This window comes from Vibrio sp. (assembly GCF_048266485.1).
Classification (GTDB): domain Bacteria; phylum Pseudomonadota; class Gammaproteobacteria; order Enterobacterales; family Vibrionaceae; genus Vibrio.
The window spans coordinates 198,656-219,596 of record NZ_JBLWZK010000003.1 but is presented as its reverse complement, the minus strand read 5'-3'; the positions used below and the strand labels follow the sequence as shown (position 1 = coordinate 219,596).

Annotated in this window: 20 protein-coding genes; 15 read left to right on the top strand and 5 right to left on the bottom strand. The window is 39.3% G+C overall.

Going from position 1 to position 20,941, the window contains the following annotated elements; genetic code table 11:
• The first annotated feature begins 68 nt into the window (after positions 1-68).
• Positions 69-959 carry a cysteine synthase CysM gene (gene cysM, locus ACN0T8_RS06935; protein WP_417879907.1) on the top strand — a complete coding sequence of 297 codons (891 nt, stop codon included), beginning with the start codon at positions 69-71 and terminating at the stop codon, positions 957-959.
• Positions 960-1,084: 125 nt separating this feature from the next.
• Here the strand turns inward: cysM and ACN0T8_RS06930 are convergent, their stop codons facing one another.
• Positions 1,085-2,683: a BCCT family transporter gene (locus ACN0T8_RS06930; RefSeq protein ID WP_417879906.1), complete on the bottom strand. Its 1,599-nt coding sequence runs from the start codon at positions 2,681-2,683 to the stop codon at positions 1,085-1,087.
• A 691-nt stretch (positions 2,684-3,374) separates the two neighbouring features.
• Between ACN0T8_RS06930 and ACN0T8_RS06925 the strand changes: the two genes are divergently transcribed.
• From ACN0T8_RS06925 to ACN0T8_RS06915, 3 genes are read left to right on the top strand one after another with little or no spacing between them, the layout of a single operon-like run.
• On the top strand, positions 3,375-3,827 hold the full coding sequence (locus ACN0T8_RS06925) for an ATP-dependent zinc protease (protein WP_417879905.1): 453 nt from the start codon (positions 3,375-3,377) through the stop codon (positions 3,825-3,827).
• Positions 3,824-4,729 carry a 30S ribosomal protein S6--L-glutamate ligase gene (gene rimK, locus ACN0T8_RS06920; protein WP_417879904.1) on the top strand — a complete coding sequence of 302 codons (906 nt, stop codon included), beginning with the start codon at positions 3,824-3,826 and terminating at the stop codon, positions 4,727-4,729. Before ACN0T8_RS06925 ends, rimK begins: the two co-directional genes overlap by 4 nt.
• A gap of 52 nt (positions 4,730-4,781) precedes the next feature.
• Entirely contained in the window at positions 4,782-5,834 is a 1,053-nt protein-coding gene (locus ACN0T8_RS06915; protein WP_417879903.1) for a succinylglutamate desuccinylase/aspartoacylase family protein, read from the top strand.
• Between the two features lie 41 nt (positions 5,835-5,875).
• On the opposite strand, the gene ACN0T8_RS06910 is transcribed toward ACN0T8_RS06915, so the two are convergent.
• On the bottom strand, positions 5,876-7,753 hold the full coding sequence (locus ACN0T8_RS06910; RefSeq protein WP_417879902.1) for an MFS transporter: 1,878 nt from the start codon (positions 7,751-7,753) through the stop codon (positions 5,876-5,878).
• Between the two features lie 176 nt (positions 7,754-7,929).
• Complete coding sequence (locus ACN0T8_RS06905; protein WP_417879901.1) at positions 7,930-8,688, bottom strand: DeoR family transcriptional regulator; 759 nt, start codon at positions 8,686-8,688, stop codon at positions 7,930-7,932.
• 250 nt (positions 8,689-8,938) lie between these two features.
• On the opposite strand from ACN0T8_RS06905, the gene ltnD reads away from it, so the two are divergent.
• From ltnD to ACN0T8_RS06875, 6 genes are read left to right on the top strand one after another with little or no spacing between them, the layout of a single operon-like run.
• Positions 8,939-9,865 (top strand): L-threonate dehydrogenase, encoded by a 927-nt coding sequence (ltnD, locus tag ACN0T8_RS06900; protein WP_417879900.1) that lies wholly within the window; start codon positions 8,939-8,941, stop codon positions 9,863-9,865.
• Between the two features lie 2 nt (positions 9,866-9,867).
• Positions 9,868-11,124, top strand: coding sequence for a 3-oxo-tetronate kinase (otnK, locus tag ACN0T8_RS06895; RefSeq protein WP_417879899.1), 1,257 nt, complete (start codon positions 9,868-9,870; stop codon positions 11,122-11,124).
• Complete coding sequence (locus tag ACN0T8_RS06890) at positions 11,121-11,753, top strand: aldolase (RefSeq protein WP_417879898.1); 633 nt, start codon at positions 11,121-11,123, stop codon at positions 11,751-11,753. The genes otnK and ACN0T8_RS06890 overlap by 4 nt, the downstream gene beginning before the upstream one ends.
• A complete protein-coding gene (gene otnI / locus ACN0T8_RS06885) occupies positions 11,753-12,529 on the top strand; it encodes a 2-oxo-tetronate isomerase (RefSeq protein ID WP_417879897.1) in 777 nt (258 codons plus the stop codon). The genes ACN0T8_RS06890 and otnI overlap by 1 nt, the downstream gene beginning before the upstream one ends.
• A 39-nt stretch (positions 12,530-12,568) precedes the next feature.
• Entirely contained in the window at positions 12,569-13,516 is a 948-nt protein-coding gene (denD, locus tag ACN0T8_RS06880; RefSeq protein ID WP_417879896.1) for a D-erythronate dehydrogenase, read from the top strand.
• Between the two features lie 33 nt (positions 13,517-13,549).
• On the top strand, positions 13,550-15,037 hold the full coding sequence (locus ACN0T8_RS06875; RefSeq protein ID WP_417879895.1) for a GntP family permease: 1,488 nt from the start codon (positions 13,550-13,552) through the stop codon (positions 15,035-15,037).
• An 85-nt stretch (positions 15,038-15,122) separates the two neighbouring features.
• On the opposite strand, the gene ACN0T8_RS06870 is transcribed toward ACN0T8_RS06875, so the two are convergent.
• Positions 15,123-15,404, bottom strand: a complete 282-nt coding sequence (locus ACN0T8_RS06870) for a pyrimidine/purine nucleoside phosphorylase (RefSeq protein ID WP_417879894.1) — start codon at positions 15,402-15,404, stop codon at positions 15,123-15,125.
• 66 nt (positions 15,405-15,470) lie between these two features.
• Positions 15,471-16,328, bottom strand: a complete 858-nt coding sequence (locus tag ACN0T8_RS06865) for an alpha/beta hydrolase (RefSeq protein WP_417879893.1) — start codon at positions 16,326-16,328, stop codon at positions 15,471-15,473.
• Between the two features lie 176 nt (positions 16,329-16,504).
• Here ACN0T8_RS06865 and ACN0T8_RS06860 point away from each other — a divergent pair, with 176 nt between their 5' ends.
• The 5 genes from ACN0T8_RS06860 to ACN0T8_RS06840 all read left to right on the top strand — a co-directional run bounded on the left by ACN0T8_RS06860 (position 16,505) and on the right by ACN0T8_RS06840 (position 20,883).
• Positions 16,505-17,461 carry an AEC family transporter gene (locus ACN0T8_RS06860; protein ID WP_417879892.1) on the top strand — a complete coding sequence of 319 codons (957 nt, stop codon included), beginning with the start codon at positions 16,505-16,507 and terminating at the stop codon, positions 17,459-17,461.
• A 69-nt stretch (positions 17,462-17,530) separates the two neighbouring features.
• Positions 17,531-18,277 carry an amino acid ABC transporter ATP-binding protein gene (locus ACN0T8_RS06855; RefSeq protein WP_417879891.1) on the top strand — a complete coding sequence of 249 codons (747 nt, stop codon included), beginning with the start codon at positions 17,531-17,533 and terminating at the stop codon, positions 18,275-18,277.
• A gap of 1 nt (position 18,278) precedes the next feature.
• Positions 18,279-19,103, top strand: a complete 825-nt coding sequence (locus ACN0T8_RS06850) for an amino acid ABC transporter permease (protein ID WP_417879890.1) — start codon at positions 18,279-18,281, stop codon at positions 19,101-19,103.
• A 12-nt stretch (positions 19,104-19,115) separates the two neighbouring features.
• On the top strand, positions 19,116-19,925 hold the full coding sequence (locus ACN0T8_RS06845) for a transporter substrate-binding domain-containing protein (protein ID WP_417879889.1): 810 nt from the start codon (positions 19,116-19,118) through the stop codon (positions 19,923-19,925).
• Positions 19,926-20,007: 82 nt separating this feature from the next.
• On the top strand, positions 20,008-20,883 hold the full coding sequence (locus ACN0T8_RS06840; RefSeq protein WP_417879888.1) for an amino acid ABC transporter permease: 876 nt from the start codon (positions 20,008-20,010) through the stop codon (positions 20,881-20,883).
• Positions 20,884-20,941 lie beyond the last annotated feature (58 nt).

Genomic DNA, 20,941 nt, shown 5'->3' with positions numbered 1-20,941 from the left:
GTGTTATTGTATTAATAAGGTGAATAGTAACAAAATAGCGTTAATACCAATCAGCATAGGGGAAGCAAGTGTCTGAATTTCCAACCATCGAATCTTATGTAGGTCAAACACCTTTAGTGAGACTACAACGACTTGCCGAAGGCAATCAAAGTACCGTACTGGTAAAACTTGAAGGCAATAATCCTGCTGGTTCAGTAAAAGATCGCCCCGCTCTGAATATGATTAATCAGGCTGAGGTTCGTGGAACAATTAAACCAGGTGATACCATTATCGAAGCGACCAGTGGTAACACTGGTATCGCATTGGCCATGGCGGCAGCGATCAAAGGCTACAAGATGATCTTAATCATGCCTAATAACTCAACCCAAGAACGCAAAGACTCAATGAAAGCTTATGGTGCGGAACTTATCTTGGTGACTAAAGAGCAAGGAATGGAAGGTGCTAGAGATTTAGCACTTCAAATGCAAAACGAAGGCAAAGGCATTGTACTCGATCAGTTCAATAATACAGATAACCCCGATGCACACTTTGATTCAACAGGGCCTGAAATCTGGCAACAAACTCATGGAAAAATCACCCACTTTGTTTCGAGCATGGGTACAACAGGGACCATTGTTGGGGTTTCTCGCTATCTTAAATCAAAAAAACCTGACGTTTGTATTGTTGGACTACAACCTTCAGAAGGCAGTGCCATTCCGGGGATTCGCCGCTGGCCTACAGAATATTTACCGGGTATTTATGACGATTCAACGATCGATATGGTTATCGACATTGACCAAGAATCCGCAGAATCAACGGCGCGAGCCTTAGCTCAAAAAGAAGGGATTAGTGCTGGTGTAAGCTCTGGTGGTGCCGTGTATGCGGCAATCGACATAGCTAAAAATAACCCGGGCTCCGTAGTAGTTGCTATTGTCTGTGATAGAGGGGATCGTTACCTGTCTTCAGGATTATTTTCTTAATCACGGTTATTTCCGGGTTAATCATTTCTAACAATCAAGCTCATACAAATAAAAAGCTCCCCTACCGAATTGGCAGAGGAGCTTGATTAACTCAGCATATTTTAAATGTAGATGAGTCTAATTGATTAATACACTTTACTACGTTTAGCTTCGCCCACTTCCGTTAATAGACCTTTTAGCAAACTCACACAACCCAGTACTAAAATAAAGGTAAATGGTAAAGCTGCAATAATTGTGATGGATTGTAATGCTTGCACAGATTGCGTTCCCCCAACCCATAGCATAACCATAGCAATAGCGCCGGAAATTAATGCCCATACTACCTTTTGTTTCATTGGAACGTCCAACTTACCACCAGCGGTCATGCTATCAATAACGATTGAGCCCGAGTCTAAGGTTGTTACAAAGAAAACAATGATAAGTGCAATCGCGATTAAAGATAAAATTTCACCCATAGGATAGGCATCGATCATATAAAACAAGCTTAATGAAACATCAGTAATACCTTGATCTACGCCCAACTGACCGACTTTATCGATAACCTGTTCAATCGCAACCCCCCCAAATACAGACATCCATGCAGTAGTCACAAGCGTTGGGATAAGCAATACGCAGGTTAAAAACTCGCGAACCGTTCTGCCTTTAGATATACGTGCCACAAACATGCCGAAAAATGGTGCATAAGCAACCCACCAAGCCCAATAAAATACCGTCCAGCCATGGAGCCATATAGTATCCTCACGACCAGAAACCTGACTTAAAGGAATAATATTTTTCACATAACCCACAATTGCAGTAGTAAGAGAATCTAAAACAGTCGTAAAGTTTAAAAGAGTGATAAAACCAAGGAATACAAAGGCAATAATCATATTAAGGTTACTTAACATCTTTACGCCTCCATCCATTCCACGTAAAACAGAAAGAATAGCTAATCCCATAATTAACAAGATAACTAATAATTGTAGGAGGATACTGTTATCAAAACCAAAGACATAGCTAATACCACTTGCCGCTTGTGAACCCCCTAAGCCAAGTGAAGTTGCGAGGCCAAATAAAGTCACCAGTACAGTTAAGATATCAATCACATCTCCTGTTTTGCCCCACACTTTTTCCCCTAAAATAGGATAGAAGACCGAACGCATGGAAAGAGGAAGACCTTTATTATAAAAGAAATAAGCTAAACATAATGCTGCCATTCCATATATTGCCCAAGCATGGAACCCCCAGTGGAACACCGTCGCGCCTAATGCAACTTCTCGACCAGCTACGGTATAAGCCTCAGCATTTAAAGGGGTACCAAACCAATCAGTAAAGAAAGCGGTTGGTTCCGCTACCCCCCAAAAAATCAATCCGATGCCCATTCCAGCTGCAAACAGCATAGATATCCAAGAAGTAGTGGAATAATCAGGTTTTGCGTCATCACCGCCTAATCGAATTTTACCTAAAGGTGAAAAGGTAAGTACGACTGCAAATAACAGTAAAAAATTAGCTCCCCACACAAATAGAAAGTCAAAATTGGAAAGGACTGCACCTTTAACAGAATCAATCGCGGCTTTAGCATCAGCAGGCGATAATGCCAATAAAGTCACAATGAAAAGAATAGATAGGCTTACCGAAACGATAAAAACCGTATTGTGAATATCCATACCCCAACGAACCACATTATCTTGACCAATCTCATAATCCGTTGAATCTATGCTATATTTTTTTGATTTGAAAACCATAAAATAATGTTTTTACTCTCGTGTAAACGAAATAAAAACCAACTCCATATTTCGTTAATATTTGATTAGCGCGTCTTTTATCATCGCAGATGTATATCCCTCACGATACAGAATCGTAAGAATTGACGTGTTGCTTAATCCTTGAGGTCGCATTTTAACATGAAAATTTATAATTCTTAGCCTATATCTTACTTAACCTTCTGTAGCCGCCATTTTTATAGCCTCGCACCAAAACCCAGCAATTCTGATCTAACAAGTTGCACGTATCTGACACTTATCTGAATACAACTTATGAAAAAAACAAAAAATACTAATAAAACAATAGATTGAAAATCTGGCACGTATTCTGCTTATTAGTAAATGAATACATGGCAGTATTCATGAAACCAATCGAGTCCCTGATTGGTTCATGTTATTTTCCTTTGAGGTACCTTTCCCGCCCTAGTGTGGGAAAGGTTTTTTTTGTCTGTCATCTTATCTTCCTTTATCAACAATATTTTTTATCGTAAAAATAAAAACTTTTCACAAGACGCACAAAAATTTTATTGTTAAATTCGCGCCCAACATCACCTTTCATGTTAATCACTTGTTATAGTCTATACACGTAATTTTTATATGACTATTAAATAACATTGGTTTTCAAGTGCTCTTTTCGTGAGTACGTTTATTCATTAACCTTAACGATATACAAATGACCAAAAAAATCATTGTAGGATGGCGGGAAATGTTGGCTTTACCCGAGCTTGGCATTGAACAAATCAAAGCAAAAATTGATACCGGTGCGCGCAGTTCTTGCTTGCATACTTTTAAGATTGAACCATTTAAACAAGATGGTGATCTTTGGGTTCACTTTTGGATTCACCCTCAACAGAAAAACGATGAACTCGTCAAAGAATGTGTGGCTAAAGTGATCGACCAACGAACGGTGAAAGACTCCGGCGGCCATGAAGAACAACGTTATGTTATCGAAACCATGTTATCTTTTAATGGTGAGCAATGGCCAATTGAGGTCACGCTTACCAATAGAAAAAATATGTTATTTAGAATGTTGCTAGGTCGCACAGCAATGCACCATCGTATTATTGTCGACCCTACTGCATCATTTTTAATTCCTTCACCTTTAACTAAGGATCACGATTTATGAAAATCGGAATTTTATCTCGCAACCGCTCTTTGTACTCAACTAAGCGCTTAATTGAAGCTTGTCAGAGTCGTGGTCATGAAGTCAAAGTGATCGATGCGTTACGCTGTTATATGAACATTAATTCAGAGCAACCAGAGATCCATTTTAAAGGTGAAGAGCTGAAAGATTTCGACGCTATCGTACCTCGTATTGGCGCGTCAGTAACATTTTATGGCACGGCGGTATTACGTCAGTTTGAAATGATGGGTGTTTATCCTGTTAACGAATCGGTAGCGATTACTCGTTCTCGTGACAAATTGCGCTCTATGCAATTGTTATCGCGTAAAGGCGTTGGTATGCCAATCACAGGTTTTGCCAGCAAACCTGATGATATTAAAGATTTACTTGAAATGGTGGGCGGTGCTCCAGTTGTGATCAAGTTGTTGGAAGGTACTCAAGGCATTGGTGTGGTTCTAGCGGAAACTCGTAAAGCGGCAGAAAGTGTCGTTGAAGCCTTTATGGGACTAAAAGCAAACATCATGGTGCAAGAATACATTAAAGAAGCCGGTGGCGCAGATATTCGTTGTTTTGTTATTGGCGACAAAGTTATTGCGGCAATGAAACGACAAGCAAGCGAAGGTGAATTTCGCTCTAACTTGCACCGTGGTGGTACTGCATCTTTAGTCCGTATTACCCCTGAAGAGCGTAAAACAGCGGTCGCGGCCGCGAAAATCATGGGCTTAAATGTGGCAGGTGTTGACCTTCTTCGCTCTTCTCGTGGACCTTTAGTGATGGAAGTAAACTCGTCACCTGGTCTTGAAGGGATTGAAGCAGCAACAGGTAAAGACGTCGCTTCTATGATCGTTGAATTTATTGAAAAAAATGCGTCGGCAAAAGGAGTAAGAACTCGTGGGCGTGGTTAATTCAGGACATGGAAAAAAGAAAAGAGTAAGAAAAAGTTCCCCTTTTAAATTCATGGACTACACCGTGCAGGCTGGTGAAAGAGCAGTATTAGCAATTGAAGCGGCAAAGCTTTACACCCACTCACCGTTATCCATTCCGGTTGAAATCATTCATGGTAAGCAAGCTGGCCCAGTATTAATGGTCAACGCAGCGATTCATGGTGATGAGCTAAACGGTGTAGAAATTGTTCGCCAACTCATTGAAAAAGTGGATGCGAGTAAACTTAAAGGGACATTAATTGCGGTGCCTATCGTTAATGTCTTTGGTTTTATTCATAAATCTCGTTATCTGCCTGATCGCCGCGATCTTAATCGTTGCTTTCCGGGAACAGAAAAAGGTTCTTTGGCATCACGTATTGCCCATACTTTTTTCACAGAGGTTGCTGAAAAAGCCAACTACATTATTGACTTACACACTGGTGCGATACATAGAACAAACTTACCACAAATTCGTGCTTGTTTAGATAATGAAGATACTTTACGTATGGCAAAAGCGTTTGGTACGCCTGTCATTATCGACTCTGCAATACGCGATGGTTCACTTCGTTCAGAAGCTGAAAAACGCGGTATTCCAGTACTAACCTACGAAGCTGGTGAAGCATTACGTTTTGAACCCATTGCGATTAATGCTGGGGTTCTTGGCGTTTTACGTGTTATGCAAGAGCTTGGTATGCATCGTCCAAGCCGTAAGAAAATGCCAGAGTCTGTCACTGCTAAATCCACTAGTTGGATCCGTGCAGATAGTGATGGCATTTTACGTACCATGGTCACCTTGGGTGATCGAGTGAATAAAGACCAGGTATTAGCTTACATTAGCTCGCCTCTTGGCCATGAAGAAATCACTATGCTTGCGCCAAAAGATGGCATTGTGATTGGTCAACAAACACTACCGTTAGTGAATGAAGGCGATGCAGTCTTTCATTTAGCCTACTTTACCGAAGATAACGATGCAGTAGGCGATACAGTAGAAACCTATATTGGACAAGTGATCGAGCATGTTGAAGCCAAAGATGAGCACATCACAACAGGCTTTATTGCGGTACCGGGCAAGTCTGATAACGTATAGTTTGTAGTCATTTTATGCCCAAGTAACGTCAAGATTTGAAGTTACTTGGGTATATTATTGTCTGCTATGTTTTCACTCTCTTCATTCGGAAGATCGAACACACTACTATCTAATTCATGCTCAGCGATGGCTTCTTCTATAATCGCTACCAGTTCTTGAGTATGTTGTGGTGCGGATTGCTCTACCGTTGAAAGTAAATCCGAAACTGCATGGTTCATATCTGTCGCTTCTCTATCCGCTGCACGCATACTCTCTGTATTTTCAACGACATTACCTACCAACTGTTGAGTAAACTCTGGCAGCTTCTCCGGATGAGATTGAACTAAGGTTTCAATCATACCAATCGATTCATTATCATTTGCGGTTGTCATTGCTGCCAGTGACGCATAAGCACCCTCTGGTTCTTTATCAAATAACCATTCTGCCAATTTCTCAGCTTGTTGATAGTCTAATTCACTCACCGTTGATACATACTCATCTAATCGTTCAGGAGCACTTAAAGACAAAGAACGGTATAAAGAAATGACATCGATCTGATTCAGATCTGGCACCTTTTTAATTAATGGAATTAGCCACTCAGGTTGTACTTGTGACAAGGTTTTTAAATAACGAATTGCATCGCAACTTCCTCGTTCTAAGTGGACAAGGAACTGCTCAGAAGCACGATCAAAAAAGACTGAATATTCCTGATATTCAACTCGAGGATCCAGCTCTTCAGAAATAGAGGATGGGGTATGCATAACAAACTGCTCTTGATCTTCCACAGAGCGAGCTTGCCTCACAGACATCCGATATAGAATGAAAATCACCAAGCCAAATTCCAACAAAGTCAATAAAGAAAACAAAGCATCATTTCCCCAAGTTTTGATCATTAACGATCCAGAATACGGTCCCACAATACAACCAACCGCATACACACATAGTAATCCAGACAGCACAGGAACCAGCTGAATTTTTAATGCACGGTCAAAGGTTTCTGAAATGCTCAATGGGTATAAGCACGCAATAATTCCCATCATTATCGCTACCAGCACCATCGATAAAATAAACGTCGACTGACTTAAACTAAAAGCCAAAAAGAGAGTAGAAAGGAGCAAAATACAGCAAACCGATAAAATGACTTTACGACGTTCAAAACGGTCGGATAAATAGCCAATTGGCAGCTGTAGTATAATTCCACCAGCGGTTGCTGCCCCCATAAACATCGAGATCTGCAGCTTATCCATACCTACATCATTGGCATATAACGGCAGAATATTCATTACGATAGAGTACAATACACCACATAAAAAGCAGGCAACGAAACCTAAAGGTGACAGCGAGAAAAGTTCACGATAAGAAATCGGCGTAAAGGTTTCGATCTTCGGTTCAAAGTGAGAAATAAACACCACAGGGCTAATCGAAATACTGAACAATAAGCCACATATGATAAATAAAGTAGCTTCACTTGGTGGTGCAAGAATCAGCCCAAATTGCCCTAAAGTTATCGCCGCGAGTATGACAACTTGGTTTACCGCCAACACTTTGCCACGGTTAGATTCAGTTGAAACACTGTTATACCAAGTGTCGAGCGTCCCCATTGCACAGGCGATACAAAATCCCATCACCGCGCGCATTACCGACCAGACATAAGTATTAAAATCGAGCCCCATGATCAAAATCGCAGTCGAGGCTAAACTGCCACACATAGCAAAAGTTCGGACTAAACCAATACGGCGTAAGATCTTCTTTGCCCAAACTGCACCCAGCAAAAAGCCCACAGAATACAACGATAAGATCACACCAATTGACTGTACATCGACACTCTCATCGGCCAATCGAACAGGAAGCAATAAACCACTTAAACCGTGGCTGATCATTAAAAAGAAAGAACTGATACAGAGCAGTATCAGAGGGCGAATTGCCGCCATTGCACTCATGCTATTCCTTTATACATATTGAGCTCATATCTCTGAATATAGCGGCATCATGCCGCACTAGGAGTTTAGGTAGAATAGTTAATCATCCCATTGATATAAAGTGATTACAAATTATGAGAGATATGTTTTATTAATACGTTATAAATTAAACAGCCTTAAGCTTAGACAAATCTTCATCAAGCTCTCAAAATCTCTATTCCTTTATCCTTAAGTTCCAAGCACACACTTTCAGGAAGCGTTGAGTCTGTAATTATTGTATCAACGCTTTCAATATCAAGGGCATGAAATGTCGCTACTTTCCCGTATTTAGATGCATCTGAGACTAAATAAACTGACTTAGATGCTTTTGCTATAGCTTTTTTTACTACTACTTTATCTTCATTTGGTGTCGACAATCCTCTCAAGCTCCATGATGACGTTGAAATAAATGCAATATCTATATTCATACTAAATAGAAAATCCGCCACTTTCGAACCGACCGTTGATTGATTATTTCGGTCCACTTTACCACCCGTGTGATACACCTCATGAGAGCTATTCGTCATGAGATAAGCGGCAACGGCAAAATCGTTAGTGATAATTAATAGATCATCACGTTGACTGATTTGATTAGCAATAGCTAACGTAGTCGTACCCGCATCTAAATAAACCGTGCTATTAGGAGTAATAAAGTTTGCTGCCAATTGACCAATACTATCTTTCTCTGAAGAAAATTGAGTAATTTTAACATCGTGTGATAATTCACTATGAATACTTTGAGTCAGTTGTACCCCACCCGAAACAGAATTGACTTTCCCCATGGATTCTAACTTTTCAATATCTCGGCGGATCGTCATATGAGAAACATTCAATAGATCGACCAACTCAGAAATACTAATGACTTCTTGGCTTTTTAATAACATTAAAATTTTTTTTTGTCTTTCTACAGGAATCATCTTAATTACCGTTTATTCAATATCTTATAAGCTCAGCATATCAAACTATCACATTCATGTGAATAAATGTGAATTAAAGAATGAGTATCATCACATCAAACAAAGTGGCTACGAAATAACGCTAAAGTTCAAACTGAACCATAGTGTTAATTTATGTTAATAATTGTGATAAAGAGCACTTTAACTAAGATGGTTAGTGCCTATAATCACAAACATGAACATTATTTAACATATATTGAACAGGTGACATATGAGTGATGAAGTAAAATCTGTTGGCGTTATTGGATTAGGATCAATGGGAATGGGGGCAGCCAAATCCTGCATTCATGCAGGCCTTGATGTTTTTGGTATCGACCTAAACCCTAACGCATTAGAAGAACTCAGACAGTCAGGTGCTAAAGCGGTTTCTAGTAATGCTCTCGATTTCGCCGAACAATTAGATTCAGTATTAGTATTGGTCGTTAATGCAAAACAAGTTAACTCTGTTTTGTTCGAGTCAGGTCTGGCGACTGCATTAAAGCCAAATACTATTGTTATGGTTTCTGCGACGATCTCAGCAGAAGACGCAAAACAAATAGATGAAAAATTAAAGCAATACCAACTTATTATGCTGGATGCACCTGTCTCCGGTGGTGCAGCCAAAGCCGCAACAGGCGATATGACCATCATGGCCTCTGGTCCTAATATTGCTTTTGAAAAACTAAAGCCTGTGCTCGATGCAACTGCCGCTAAGGTCTATAACATTGGTGAGCAAATAGGATTAGGTGCCACAGTAAAAATCATCCATCAATTGCTTGCAGGTGTACATATCGCTGTAGGTGCAGAAGCGATGGCACTTGCAGCTCGAGCCAATATCCCTCTCGATTTAATGTATGACGTCGTCACCAATGCCGCTGGTAATTCATGGATGTTTGAAAATCGCATGAAACATGTTGTCGATGGTGATTACACGCCAACTTCTATGGTGGATATTTTTGTTAAAGATCTCAACCTAGTCGCTGATACGGCAAAAGATTTGCAATTTCCACTTCCTTTATCAAGCACAGCCTTAAACATGTTCGTCTCTGCAAGTAATGCAGGTTATGGCAAAGAAGACGATAGTGCTGTTATCAAAATCTTTGATGGTATCAACCTACCTGGCACCGAAAGCGGCCAACCACAAGATGGGGAGAAATAATCATGTTATTAGGCGTTATTGCAGATGACTTTACCGGAGCCACTGACATTGCGGGGTTTCTGGTTGAAAATGGCATGAGGACCATTCAAGTCAATGGTGTGCCTTCTCAAGATTTGGATCTCAATGCAGATGCTGTCGTTGTAAGTTTGAAGTCACGCTCTTGCCCAACTCAAGATGCCATTTTTCATTCTCTCAATGCATTAGAGTGGCTAAAGCAACAAGGTTGTCAGCAATTTTATTTCAAATATTGTTCAACCTTTGATAGCACAGCAAAAGGTAATATTGGACCGGTAACAGACGCTTTACTGGATGCATTAGGAGAAAACTTTACGATTGTCTGCCCTGCTCTTCCTGTTAACGGACGTACTGTTTTTAACGGTCACCTCTTTGTTATGGATCAATTATTAAGTGAGTCTGGTATGCGTCACCATCCAGTCACACCTATGACGGATTCTAATTTACTTCATTTAATGGATGCTCAATCGAAAGGTGAAACTGGGCTTGTGAATTATCAAACCATTGAGGCTGGAATCAATCAGATTGAACAACGCTTTCATCAATTAAAATCAGAAGGCAAGCGTTATGCGGTCGTCGATTCATTTAAAGCCGAGCATCTCGATAATATTGGGGCATCGATATCCAACTTTAAGCTGGTTACGGGCGGTTCAGGCCTTGCTGCCGGCATTGCAAAAAACTGGATCGAACACTTACAAGACCAAACCAATGCCAAACTCGCAGGCTACCCACAGAAAGCAGCAACCGTGATTTTCTCTGGTTCTTGTTCTGTTATGACCAACCAACAAGTTACGACTTACAAAGCTTATGCCTCACATTACGCACTAAATATTGAACAATGCCTAACGCAAGAAAACTATAGCGATGAAGTCTTTGATTGGGTGGTTAGTCACTTAAATCAAGAATGGGCACCCATGATATATGCCACAGCGGATGCCAATGAATTGCAACGCATTCAACAGCAATATGGTGCTCAAGCTTCAAGCGAAGCCGTTGAAGGAATATTCAGTCAACTTGCTATCAAACTTCAAGCATACGGTGTTGGTAATTTCATCGTTGCAGGTGGAGAAACATCAGGCATTGTGACTCAAAGCCTGCAAGTTGACGGATTTTATATTGGTCCTCAAATCGCACCTGGTGTTCCTTGGGTCAAATCCATCAATAATTCATTATCCCTTGCGCTTAAGTCAGGCAACTTTGGCGATGAATCCTTCTTCATGACGGCTCAGGAGTATTTTAAATGAACGAAACGGAATTAAGACAGCAAATGGTGGAGCTTGCACGCTCAATGTTTGAACGTGGATATGCGACTGGAGGGGCTGGAAACCTATCTCTAAAATTACCAAATGGACATTTCCTCGCCACACCAACTGGATCATCATTTGGTCGCTTAGTCGCTGAAGAACTTTCTGTTGTCGATAAAGACGGTAACCATATTTCAGGTAAACGTCCTTCAAAAGAAGTGGCTTTTCATTTAGCTATTTATGAAAAAGATCCTAACTGTAATGCCATAGTACACCTGCATTCTACATATTTAACCGCGCTTTCGTGCATAGAAAACTTAGATTATAGCAATGCAATTAAAGCCTTTACTCCTTATTACGTGATGCGTGTTGGTGAACTACCTGTAGTGAAATATTTTCGTCCGGGCGATCCGCAAATCGCAGAAGAGCTATCCAAGTTAGCCGGTAAATATCGCGCATTTTTACTTGCAAATCATGGCCCCATTATTACAGGGACCGATTTCATTGACGCGGTTGATAATGCAGAAGAACTTGAAGAAACAGCAAAACTGGCATTTTTATTAAGCGGAAAGCCAACCCGTTATTTAAGCGAAGAAGAAGTCGAAGACTTAAAAGGGAGAGGTAAATAATGGCCAAGTTTGCAGCAAATCTTACCATGTTATTTACAGAAGTAGATTTTTTAGCGCGTTTTGAAAAAGCGCATAATTCAGGGTTTAAAGCAGTCGAATTTCTGTTTCCTTATGCCTATGACGCTCAAGATCTAGCGAACAAACTCAAGCAATATAACTTAGAGCAAGCACTTTTTAATATGCCTCCTGGTGACTGGGATGCAGGAGAACGTGGTTTTGCTGCTATCCCTGGGCGTGAGAAAGAATTCAAAGATAGTGTCGAAACCGCTCTGAAATATGCCATTACGTTAAACTGTAAAAAAGTGCATGCCATGTCCGGACTGCTCGATAGTGAATTTTCTTACCAAGATCACGTCGACACTTTTATTCAAAACATTCGTTACGCAGCCGATGCATTTGCGAAACACGATATTGAGTTAATGATAGAGCCTTTAAATAACCGAGATGTACCTAACTACTTTGTTTCCCATCAAAAAGATGCGGTTGAATTGATCAAGCAAGTAGATAGAACAAATGTGAAACTGCAACTCGATTTATACCATGCGCAAATTATGGATGGTGATCTCACACACTTAATTCAAGATCTCGCACCATATACAGGCCATGTCCAAATAGCCTCTATACCAGACCGACATGAACCTGCGGACGGAGAAACTAACTACCCCTATTTATTTAATATATTAGATAAATCGGGATATATCGGCTGGATTGGTTGTGAATACAATCCTAAAAATAAAACTGAAGACGGATTAAATTGGATTTCACCGTACTTATAATAAACAAAATAATAAAATAACAAAATAAAAGGTAATAACATGAATATTATAATAACTGGAGGTTCTGGATTTTTAGGTTCAGAATTGTTAATTAATTTATTAAAACAATATCCGTCAATAGATAGCATTAAAGTTGTCGACCGCGTAAAATTACCAGAAAACAGGCTCATTAGCTCCAAGATTAAATCTATTGTAGCCGATATTACTGTTGAGAGTGAAATAAATAAAATAATAGATAAAGATACTACACACGTTTTTCATTTAGCTGCAATTGTATCGAGTCATGCAGAAGAAGACTTCGAACTTGGCATGCAAGTTAACTTGAAAGCGACACAACTGTTGCTAGATCGTTGTCGTCAGGTAAATCCTAATATTCGATTTGTTTTCTCAAGTTCTTTAGCAGTATTTGGCGGTGACTTACCAGAAAAAATTAATTACATGACTGCGATGCAACCAAGTTCATCATATGGTACACAAAAAGCCATTTGTGAATTGCTAGTCAATGATTATGCGCGAAAAGGTTTTGTCGATGCAGTGTCAGTACGTTTACCTACAATTTGCATTCGGCCAGGAGTCCCAAACAAAGCAGCATCATCTTTTGTCAGTGGTCTTATTCGTGAACCATTAAAACAAGAAACTTCTAATTGTCCTGTAGATATTAATTTACCTTTATGGGTATCTAGCCCAGATAGTGTTATTAAAAATATCATTCATGCTAGCCAAATAGATACAAATTCTTTGACAGGTTTTCGTACCATCAACCTTCCAGGTTTACAGACATCACCAAAAGAAATGATTGATAGCCTTGTTAATTCAGTAGGTCAATCTTGTCTTGATTTTATTACTTATAAAAAAGATAAAAGTATAGAACAAATAGTTTCAAGCTGGCCAAAATCAATAAATAACGACAAGGAATTATCATTAAGATTCATAAAGGATTCTAATTTTGATTCAATTTTAAATAGCTACATAAATAAAAACAAATAATAATATTCTAATAAAAAGAAGGGAGTCTACCTCATGTTACCTATATCTGTCATAGGCTTAATAATAGCCGTATTCGTTTTAATATTTTTAGTATTAAGAACAAGGGTCCATGTACTAATCGCTATGTTAATTGCTGCATGTATTGCAGGGTTAATTGGTGGTTTAAGTGTGGATGATACTATGTCTGCTATCAGTAAAGGTTTTGGTGGGACGTTAGGCGGGATCGGTATAGTCATCGGTTTAGGCGTCATGATGGGAGCAATCTTAGAAACTTCTGGTGCAGGAGAATCTATTGCATATCATTTTATCAAGTGGTTAGGTAAGAAAAAAGAAGAAATGGCTTTAGCAATTACAGGTTATATAGTAAGTATTCCTGTCTTTGTTGATAGCGCTCTTATAATTTTATACCCAATTGCAAAGTCATTAGCAAAGACATCAAATCGCTCAATCTTAACCTTAACGGTTGCGCTGGCCGGTGGATTGGTGGTCGCACACCATTGTATCCCTCCAACACCAGGTCCACTAGGTGTAGCAAGTATCTTCAAGGTTGATCTCGCTTCTATGTTAGGATTTGGTCTTCTTATCGCAATTCCTTGTGTCTACGGTATTATTTTATACTCTCGCTGGCTTGAAAAACATTTTCCTGAATTTACTGTTATTCCAGCAGAAATTCATGCAGATGCTGATCTAAAAAAAGTCCATGATGACTATATGGCTTCAAAAGCCTCTAAAGAACTCCCCTCGCTGATTAAGTCAATTATGCCAATTGTAGTTCCAATTGTGTTAATTTTAATCAAATCACTTATGAGCCTTGCTGAAAAACAATTTAATATAGAAGGATTATCAAGCAGCACATTTGGAACCGTTTTTAATTTCCTTGGGCATCCTATTATCGCACTTTCAATCAGCACTTTATTGGCCGTATATACTCTCACTCCTTACCTAAGTAAAGAAGAGACGACCTCTAAACTAGAAGATGGAATTTCGACTTGTGGCATTATTCTTCTTGTTACTGGGGCTGGAGGTGCGCTAGGCAGTGTGTTGCGTGAATCAGGTGCAGGGGCAGAGATTGCTAACCAGATTGTAGAACTTGCGATTTCACCTATTATGATTCCATTTATTATTGCTACGTTGGTACGTATTATCCAAGGTAGTGGTACAGTGTCTATGATTACTGCAGCTTCAATATCTGCGCCAGTATTGGCAGAAATGCAAGACGTGAATATGTTATTTGCCGCATCAGCAGCAACTATGGGTAGCTTATTTGCCGGTTATTTTAATGATAGCTTATTCCACATTGTTAATCGCTTGATGGGGGTTACAGAAGTAAAGAAACAGCTTGTTATCTGGACTATTCCAACGACTATTGCTTGGGCGATTGGCGGAACACTTATCATGACATTAAATCTTATCTTTGGTAGTCAAGGCAGTGTGTTTGATCCATTGCTTCCTTTGGTTATTCTAGCTGGCTGCATATTCTTTGTTAAAAGCCAAAGTACTGTGCAAATAAAAACAGCATAATAAAATGAACCTTCACTAATAAACAAAGGCCAACAATAAAGTGTTGGCCTTTGTGTCTTTTTTCAATTCTATTTACAATCAATTACTACAAATATTCACACAAATAAGCAGTATCGACTGGTACTTGTAGATCAAATGATGAGTTACCAATCACATTAAACGATTCACCAGCTTGATAGGTAACCCACTCTTGAGTATTTGGTAATTTTACCGTCAAAGCACCTTTAATAACGGTCATTCGTTCTGGTGCAGCGGTACCGAAAGTGTACTCACCTGCCGCCATTACACCAACGCTACTATCACCATCTTGCTGAGTAAAACCAAGTGATTTTACATTGCCATCAAAGTACGCATTTTCTTTTATCATCTTCATTTCCTTATGAAAGTATAATCAATAAACTGGCTTATGTTGTATACAAACCTAAGCCAGAGCTCAAGCTTTATTTTTCGATAACGAATCAAAACTATCCATCACTTCTTGAGATTTCATGATACGGCTATGTCCATAACTCTTCGCCGTCACTAAATCGACCCATGAACTGCGAGTTACCATGTCTTCGCTAATGGAATAATTGGCAAACTTATCTTCGGGATCATGCACAATAATGGTCGCCGATTGGCGGTCTAATAAATGTTGTTGTGGATTAATTCTTTGTAGCGGATATTGATATTCTTGCTCAAGTTCAGCAATGACTGCATTAAATAATTTCATTGAAAAACCAGAACGACTCACGGTTTGCATCAAATTCTCTAAATAATTTAAAACCGGAGCGACCAGCAGTAAAGGAACCGATTGAAATTTTTGATGCTTAGACTCAAGCAATGCCGCGCTTCCCATACTATGAGCCACTACACCGACAATCTCATCACACGAATCGGCCATCACTTCAAGTGCTTCAACAAAAGCGGGCAAATGACCAAGCTGTCCTTCGCTTTCACCGTGCCCAGCATAGTCAAAGGCTAATGCAGTAAAACCTTGTTGAGCGATATGCGCCATTAATGGATAAAACTGCGAAGTTGAACCTGACCATCCATGCGTGATTAACCATATTGGCCCACTACCCAATGTGTAAGTCGTCAATTGACCTTGCGAGCTAGATACTTTGCCTCGAATCAAACCTTTCGGCTCTGGATTTTTCACCTTTAAACGAACAGGGGTTAACAATAACTTCTTAGCCGTTTTTATCGCATGTTTGCGCGCTAATGTGTGATGTAAGCGAGTAGACACATTCACCAAGCTACGTTTTAAACTAAACCTGCTTGGGGTATTGAAATAAATTTTATTACTCATCAAACATCCTATAGAGAAACTGAACATTACAATTATTCGCATTATCGCAGAGCACACTAGGGTTACAAGCCCCACTGTTCATAAGTGATGATTTTATTATCAAGCAGATTCTTTCTCGTACTTAAATGTGATAAAACTATTATTCTCTTGGCCGCATATTTATTAATGGAGTGGTAATGTCAAGTATCATTGAGCAATTTATCTTTTCCGCCACTATCACTGGCCCTATTTGCTTAATGTTGTTATTGGGTGTTTTACTCAGACGCTTTCAAGTCATTAATGAACCATTTATCGACACAGCTTCTAAGTTAGTCTTCAAAGTCACGCTACCAGCACTCTTGTTTTTAAGCATCATCAAATCAGATTCCATCACGGATAGCAGTATTCCACTCGTTACTTATGCCGTACTTGCCAATATTGCCTTCTTTTTACTTGCGACTTTTACCGTCAAATGGCTGATAAAAGATAGCCATCAACATGGTGTTATTATTCAAGGCGCATTTCGCTCTAATACCGGTATTATTGGGCTTGCTTATGTGGCGAATGCTTATGGCGATCATGGGGTTGCACTTGCGGCAATTTTTGTAGCAGCGGTCACTGTGCTATATAACATTTTGGCAGTCATTACTTTATCTCCTAGAAACCAGCAACCCGATCTAAACACCTATAAAAATATGCTGATTTCTATTCTCAAGAATCCTCTTATTATCGCCATTGTATTGGCTTTTGTGATTCAAGAATTAGCGATTCCTATGCCAGATATAGCACTCCACACTGGACAGTATTTCGCCAACATGACACTCCCTCTTGCTCTTCTCTGTGCCGGCGGTTCATTGAATATCAGTGAATTACGCCACGATAAAGCCTCTAATATTGTTTCTAGTACCTACAAGTTAATTCTTTGTCCGTTACTTATCACCCTAGGGGGCTTTTGGTATGACTTCCGAGGATTAGAGCTTGGCATTATCTTCTTTATGACAGCCGCCCCTGCTGCTGCGGCAAGTTATGTAATGGCAAGAGCGATGGGTGGAAATGCTATTTTAGCCGCCAATATCATCGCCTTAACCACTGTAGGTTCGATGATAACGACTACGTTAGGAATTGTTATACTTTCAAGTTTTGGGCTGATGTGATTTTTGATTGTCTATTTGAAACATGCTTCAATACTTTAATTGGCTTAATTTTTCATACAAGGACCACGCGTGTCTTCCAAAACGATTAGCTCTCATCCTGTGATTTCTTTTCAAAAAGTAGATAAATATTATGGAGCTTTCCAAGCCTTAACTAATATAGAACTACATATTGAAAAAGGAGAAAAATTAGTTATTTGCGGCCCATCAGGTTCAGGGAAATCAACATTAATTCGTTGCATAAACTCTTTAGAAACTATTGATGAGGGAGAATTGACGGTTTTTGGCCAACCAATCAATTCACATAGTCAATGGCAAGGCCGTATTGGCATGGTTTTTCAACATTTTCATTTATTCCCCCATTTGACGATTTTAGAAAATTTAACCCTCTCTCCAATTAAAACCCTTAAGCTATCGAAAATTGAGGCAACTAAGCGGGCAATGCATTATTTACAACGAGTAAATATTGCAGAACAAGCCAACAAATACCCATCCCAGCTTTCTGGTGGCCAACAACAACGTGTCGCCATTGCTCGGTCACTCTGTATGCAACCAGACATTTTATTATTTGATGAACCAACCTCAGCTTTAGATCCGGAAATGATCAGTGAAGTGTTAGACGTAATGACCCAATTAGCTCAAGAAGGCATGACGATGGTCTGCGTCACTCATGAGATGGGGTTTGCAAAAAAAGTAGCTGATAGAGTAGTCTTTATGGATGAAGGTAAGATCGTTGAGATAGCTCCTCCAAGTGAGTTTTTTTCCGCACCAAAGCACCCTAGAGCTCAACAATTTCTCAAGCAAATTCTGAGCTACTAATATGAATACAGTACTAAACCAAAAGAAACGCGTACATTTCTGCCAAAAAGTCATACAACCTGTATCATCCGCTTTACTGCAAATAAGTTTGTTACTTATAGGGTTAACCTGGATATTACAAACAGGGGCAGAAGCCATGAACTATCAATGGCAATGGCAACGAGTACCTGACTACTTATTCTTTTTTGAAGATGGCGAATGGTACAGCGCAGAGCTTATGGATGGTTTATTCGTAACATTAAAGCTCACAGCCTTCAGTGCCATTGCTACATTATTTTTTGCTTTAACGACCGCGTTACTACGATTATCTCACTCTAAAGTTGGACGAGGCCTAGCTTTTTTGTATGTCGAACTTATCCGTAACACTCCATTATTAGTACAAATTTATTTATTATACTTTGTGTTTGGTCCGTATTTAGGAATAGATCGCTTTAGCACTGCAGTATTAGCTTTGGCCTTATTTCAAGGGGCTTATACTGCTGAAGTGTTACGTTCAGGTTTAATGACCATTGATAAAGGGCAGTTTGAAGCCAGCCGAACATTAGGGCTATCATCTTGGCATACTTATCTCTATGTGATCATGCCGCAAGCGGTGAAAGCAACCTTACCGTCGTTAACCAATGAACTCATTTCATTAGTCAAAAACACTTCTATAGTAAGTGTGATGGCAATATTCGATTTAACAACAGAAGGGCGTAATATTGTCTCTGATACTGCGATGCCTTTTGAAATTTGGTTTAGCGTCGCGGCTATCTATTTATGTTTAACATTAAGCTTATCAGCGATAGCTGCTTGGCTAGAATTACAGGCTCGTAAAGGCCGATAAGGGAGAAAAGCAATGAAACGATTATGGATGTTCTGTCTGACTATTTTAAGCATTGTATGTGCGCATATCACCTTAGCAAGTGAAACTCCAAATTTAGATAAAATTAATGCTAGAGGGAGTATTAAAGTTGGATTAAGTACTTTTGTTCCTTGGGCAATGCGCAATGATCAAGGTGATCTCGTTGGCTTTGAAGTGGATGTCGCTAAACGACTCGCACAAGACTCTGGCTGGAAGGTCGAGTTTATTCCGACTTCTTGGGATGGCATTATTCCCTCATTAATTGCAGGTAAGTTTGATGTGATCATTGGTGGTTTAACCATTACTGATGAACGCTCTAAAAGTGTCTTATTTACTACACCATACTCACACTCTGGAATGCAAATTGCGGCGAATAAAGACACCACAAATGGCTTTACAAAAGAAGATTTTAACTCACGAAAAGTGAAATTTGCGGCACGCCGAGGTGCTTTAGGCGTCACGATATTACGAGAACACTTTCCTAAAGCCAAAATTCTACAATTTGATGATGAAGTCCAAGCTTTTCAAGAAGTATTAAATGGCAATGCCGACGCTGTTATTGCTTCAACACCAAAGCCTGAGTTTGAATCATTAAAGTATCCAAATAAGTTATATATCCCACTACAAGAACGCTTATATACCGGTAATGAAGGTTTTGCCGTTCGGTTAGGCGAACAAGATAAAAAAGTTTTTTTTGATAAGTGGATTCAAGCTAGAACCGAAGACGGTTGGTTGCAAGAGCGTTATGATTATTGGTTTAAAAACGTTGATTGGCAAAAACAAGTTTCTAATACTAATCAATAATATCAATAGATATAACGGCTGATAATTTTTTATTCTTGTTGAGTCTCGTATCTTGAAGTTACTTGGGTATAAAGAAGATTATATGAAAAAAGCACCATGGTTTTATTTGAATAAACTGGATATCAGCCTGCTTTTCTTTATTATGGTATTTATTACTTGGCTCTGTGTAAAAGACAGTGGTTCACTGTCTTATCATTGGAATTGGAGTAAAGCGGTTACATTACTCTTTTCAACTAGAGCAGATGGTTCGATTTCATATTTTATTCAAGGGTTACTTGCAACCTTACGATTAACCTTTTGGGGCACTCTATTCGCCATAACATTTGGTGTATTATTAGGATTAGGACGTCGTTCGAATATATGGATTTTAAGAGTATTATCCAATTGTTATGTGCAGCTTATCCGTAATATTCCACCACTTGTTTTTATTTTTATATTCTACTTTTTCGTTGCTAATCAACTCATTCCATTGTTAGGGCTTGCATCTTTATTACGTGAGCATCAAAGTGACATTAACACGGTTCAACTATGGTTATTTGGTCAAGTTAATTTATGGGAAAACTTAGCTTCTGGTGTGCTATGTATCGGTATGATCTCAGCAGCTTACATTGGTGAGGTGGTACGATCTGGATTAGATAATCTAGATAAAGGACAAAATGAAGCAGCAAAAACGTTAGGTCTATCAACATGGCATCGTTACCGCTATGTGATTGCTCCACAAGTTTTTAAAATGATTATTCCACCACTTGCTGGGCAAATTATTTCATTAATTAAAGACTCATCCATCGTTTCTTTAATCTCAATTCAAGAGCTCACCTTTGTGGGTAGTGAAATTGCCAACTCGACCGGCATGATTTTTGAGATATGGGGCATCGTAGCAGTTTGTTATTTCATATTATGCTTTGTTTTATCTCAAATTTTTGGTCATTTAGAACGACGCTACCGTTCTTTCAGTTAAACCATCATTGACTACTGTCTATTTGATACACTCTCTTACAAGAGCCCATTCCATTTTT

What these genes read in the sequence shown, in the direction of transcription:
- ltnD (WP_417879900.1), top strand. Translation starts at nt 8,939, where the DNA reads ATGAGTGATGAAGTAAAATCTGTTGGCGTTATTGGATTAGGATCAATG.
- ACN0T8_RS06890 (WP_417879898.1), top strand. Translation starts at nt 11,121, where the DNA reads ATGAACGAAACGGAATTAAGACAGCAAATGGTGGAGCTTGCACGCTCA.
- ACN0T8_RS06840 (WP_417879888.1), top strand. Translation starts at nt 20,008, where the DNA reads ATGAAAAAAGCACCATGGTTTTATTTGAATAAACTGGATATCAGCCTG.
- ACN0T8_RS06865 (WP_417879893.1), bottom strand. Translation starts at nt 16,328, where the DNA reads ATGAGTAATAAAATTTATTTCAATACCCCAAGCAGGTTTAGTTTAAAA.
- otnI (WP_417879897.1), top strand. Translation starts at nt 11,753, where the DNA reads ATGGCCAAGTTTGCAGCAAATCTTACCATGTTATTTACAGAAGTAGAT.
- ACN0T8_RS06905 (WP_417879901.1), bottom strand. Translation starts at nt 8,688, where the DNA reads ATGATTCCTGTAGAAAGACAAAAAAAAATTTTAATGTTATTAAAAAGC.
- ACN0T8_RS06875 (WP_417879895.1), top strand. Translation starts at nt 13,550, where the DNA reads ATGTTACCTATATCTGTCATAGGCTTAATAATAGCCGTATTCGTTTTA.
- ACN0T8_RS06930 (WP_417879906.1), bottom strand. Translation starts at nt 2,683, where the DNA reads ATGGTTTTCAAATCAAAAAAATATAGCATAGATTCAACGGATTATGAG.
- ACN0T8_RS06845 (WP_417879889.1), top strand. Translation starts at nt 19,116, where the DNA reads ATGAAACGATTATGGATGTTCTGTCTGACTATTTTAAGCATTGTATGT.
- ACN0T8_RS06915 (WP_417879903.1), top strand. Translation starts at nt 4,782, where the DNA reads ATGGACTACACCGTGCAGGCTGGTGAAAGAGCAGTATTAGCAATTGAA.
- ACN0T8_RS06850 (WP_417879890.1), top strand. Translation starts at nt 18,279, where the DNA reads ATGAATACAGTACTAAACCAAAAGAAACGCGTACATTTCTGCCAAAAA.
- rimK (WP_417879904.1), top strand. Translation starts at nt 3,824, where the DNA reads ATGAAAATCGGAATTTTATCTCGCAACCGCTCTTTGTACTCAACTAAG.
- ACN0T8_RS06925 (WP_417879905.1), top strand. Translation starts at nt 3,375, where the DNA reads ATGACCAAAAAAATCATTGTAGGATGGCGGGAAATGTTGGCTTTACCC.
- otnK (WP_417879899.1), top strand. Translation starts at nt 9,868, where the DNA reads ATGTTATTAGGCGTTATTGCAGATGACTTTACCGGAGCCACTGACATT.
- ACN0T8_RS06910 (WP_417879902.1), bottom strand. Translation starts at nt 7,753, where the DNA reads ATGAGTGCAATGGCGGCAATTCGCCCTCTGATACTGCTCTGTATCAGT.
- denD (WP_417879896.1), top strand. Translation starts at nt 12,569, where the DNA reads ATGAATATTATAATAACTGGAGGTTCTGGATTTTTAGGTTCAGAATTG.
- ACN0T8_RS06860 (WP_417879892.1), top strand. Translation starts at nt 16,505, where the DNA reads ATGTCAAGTATCATTGAGCAATTTATCTTTTCCGCCACTATCACTGGC.
- ACN0T8_RS06870 (WP_417879894.1), bottom strand. Translation starts at nt 15,404, where the DNA reads ATGATAAAAGAAAATGCGTACTTTGATGGCAATGTAAAATCACTTGGT.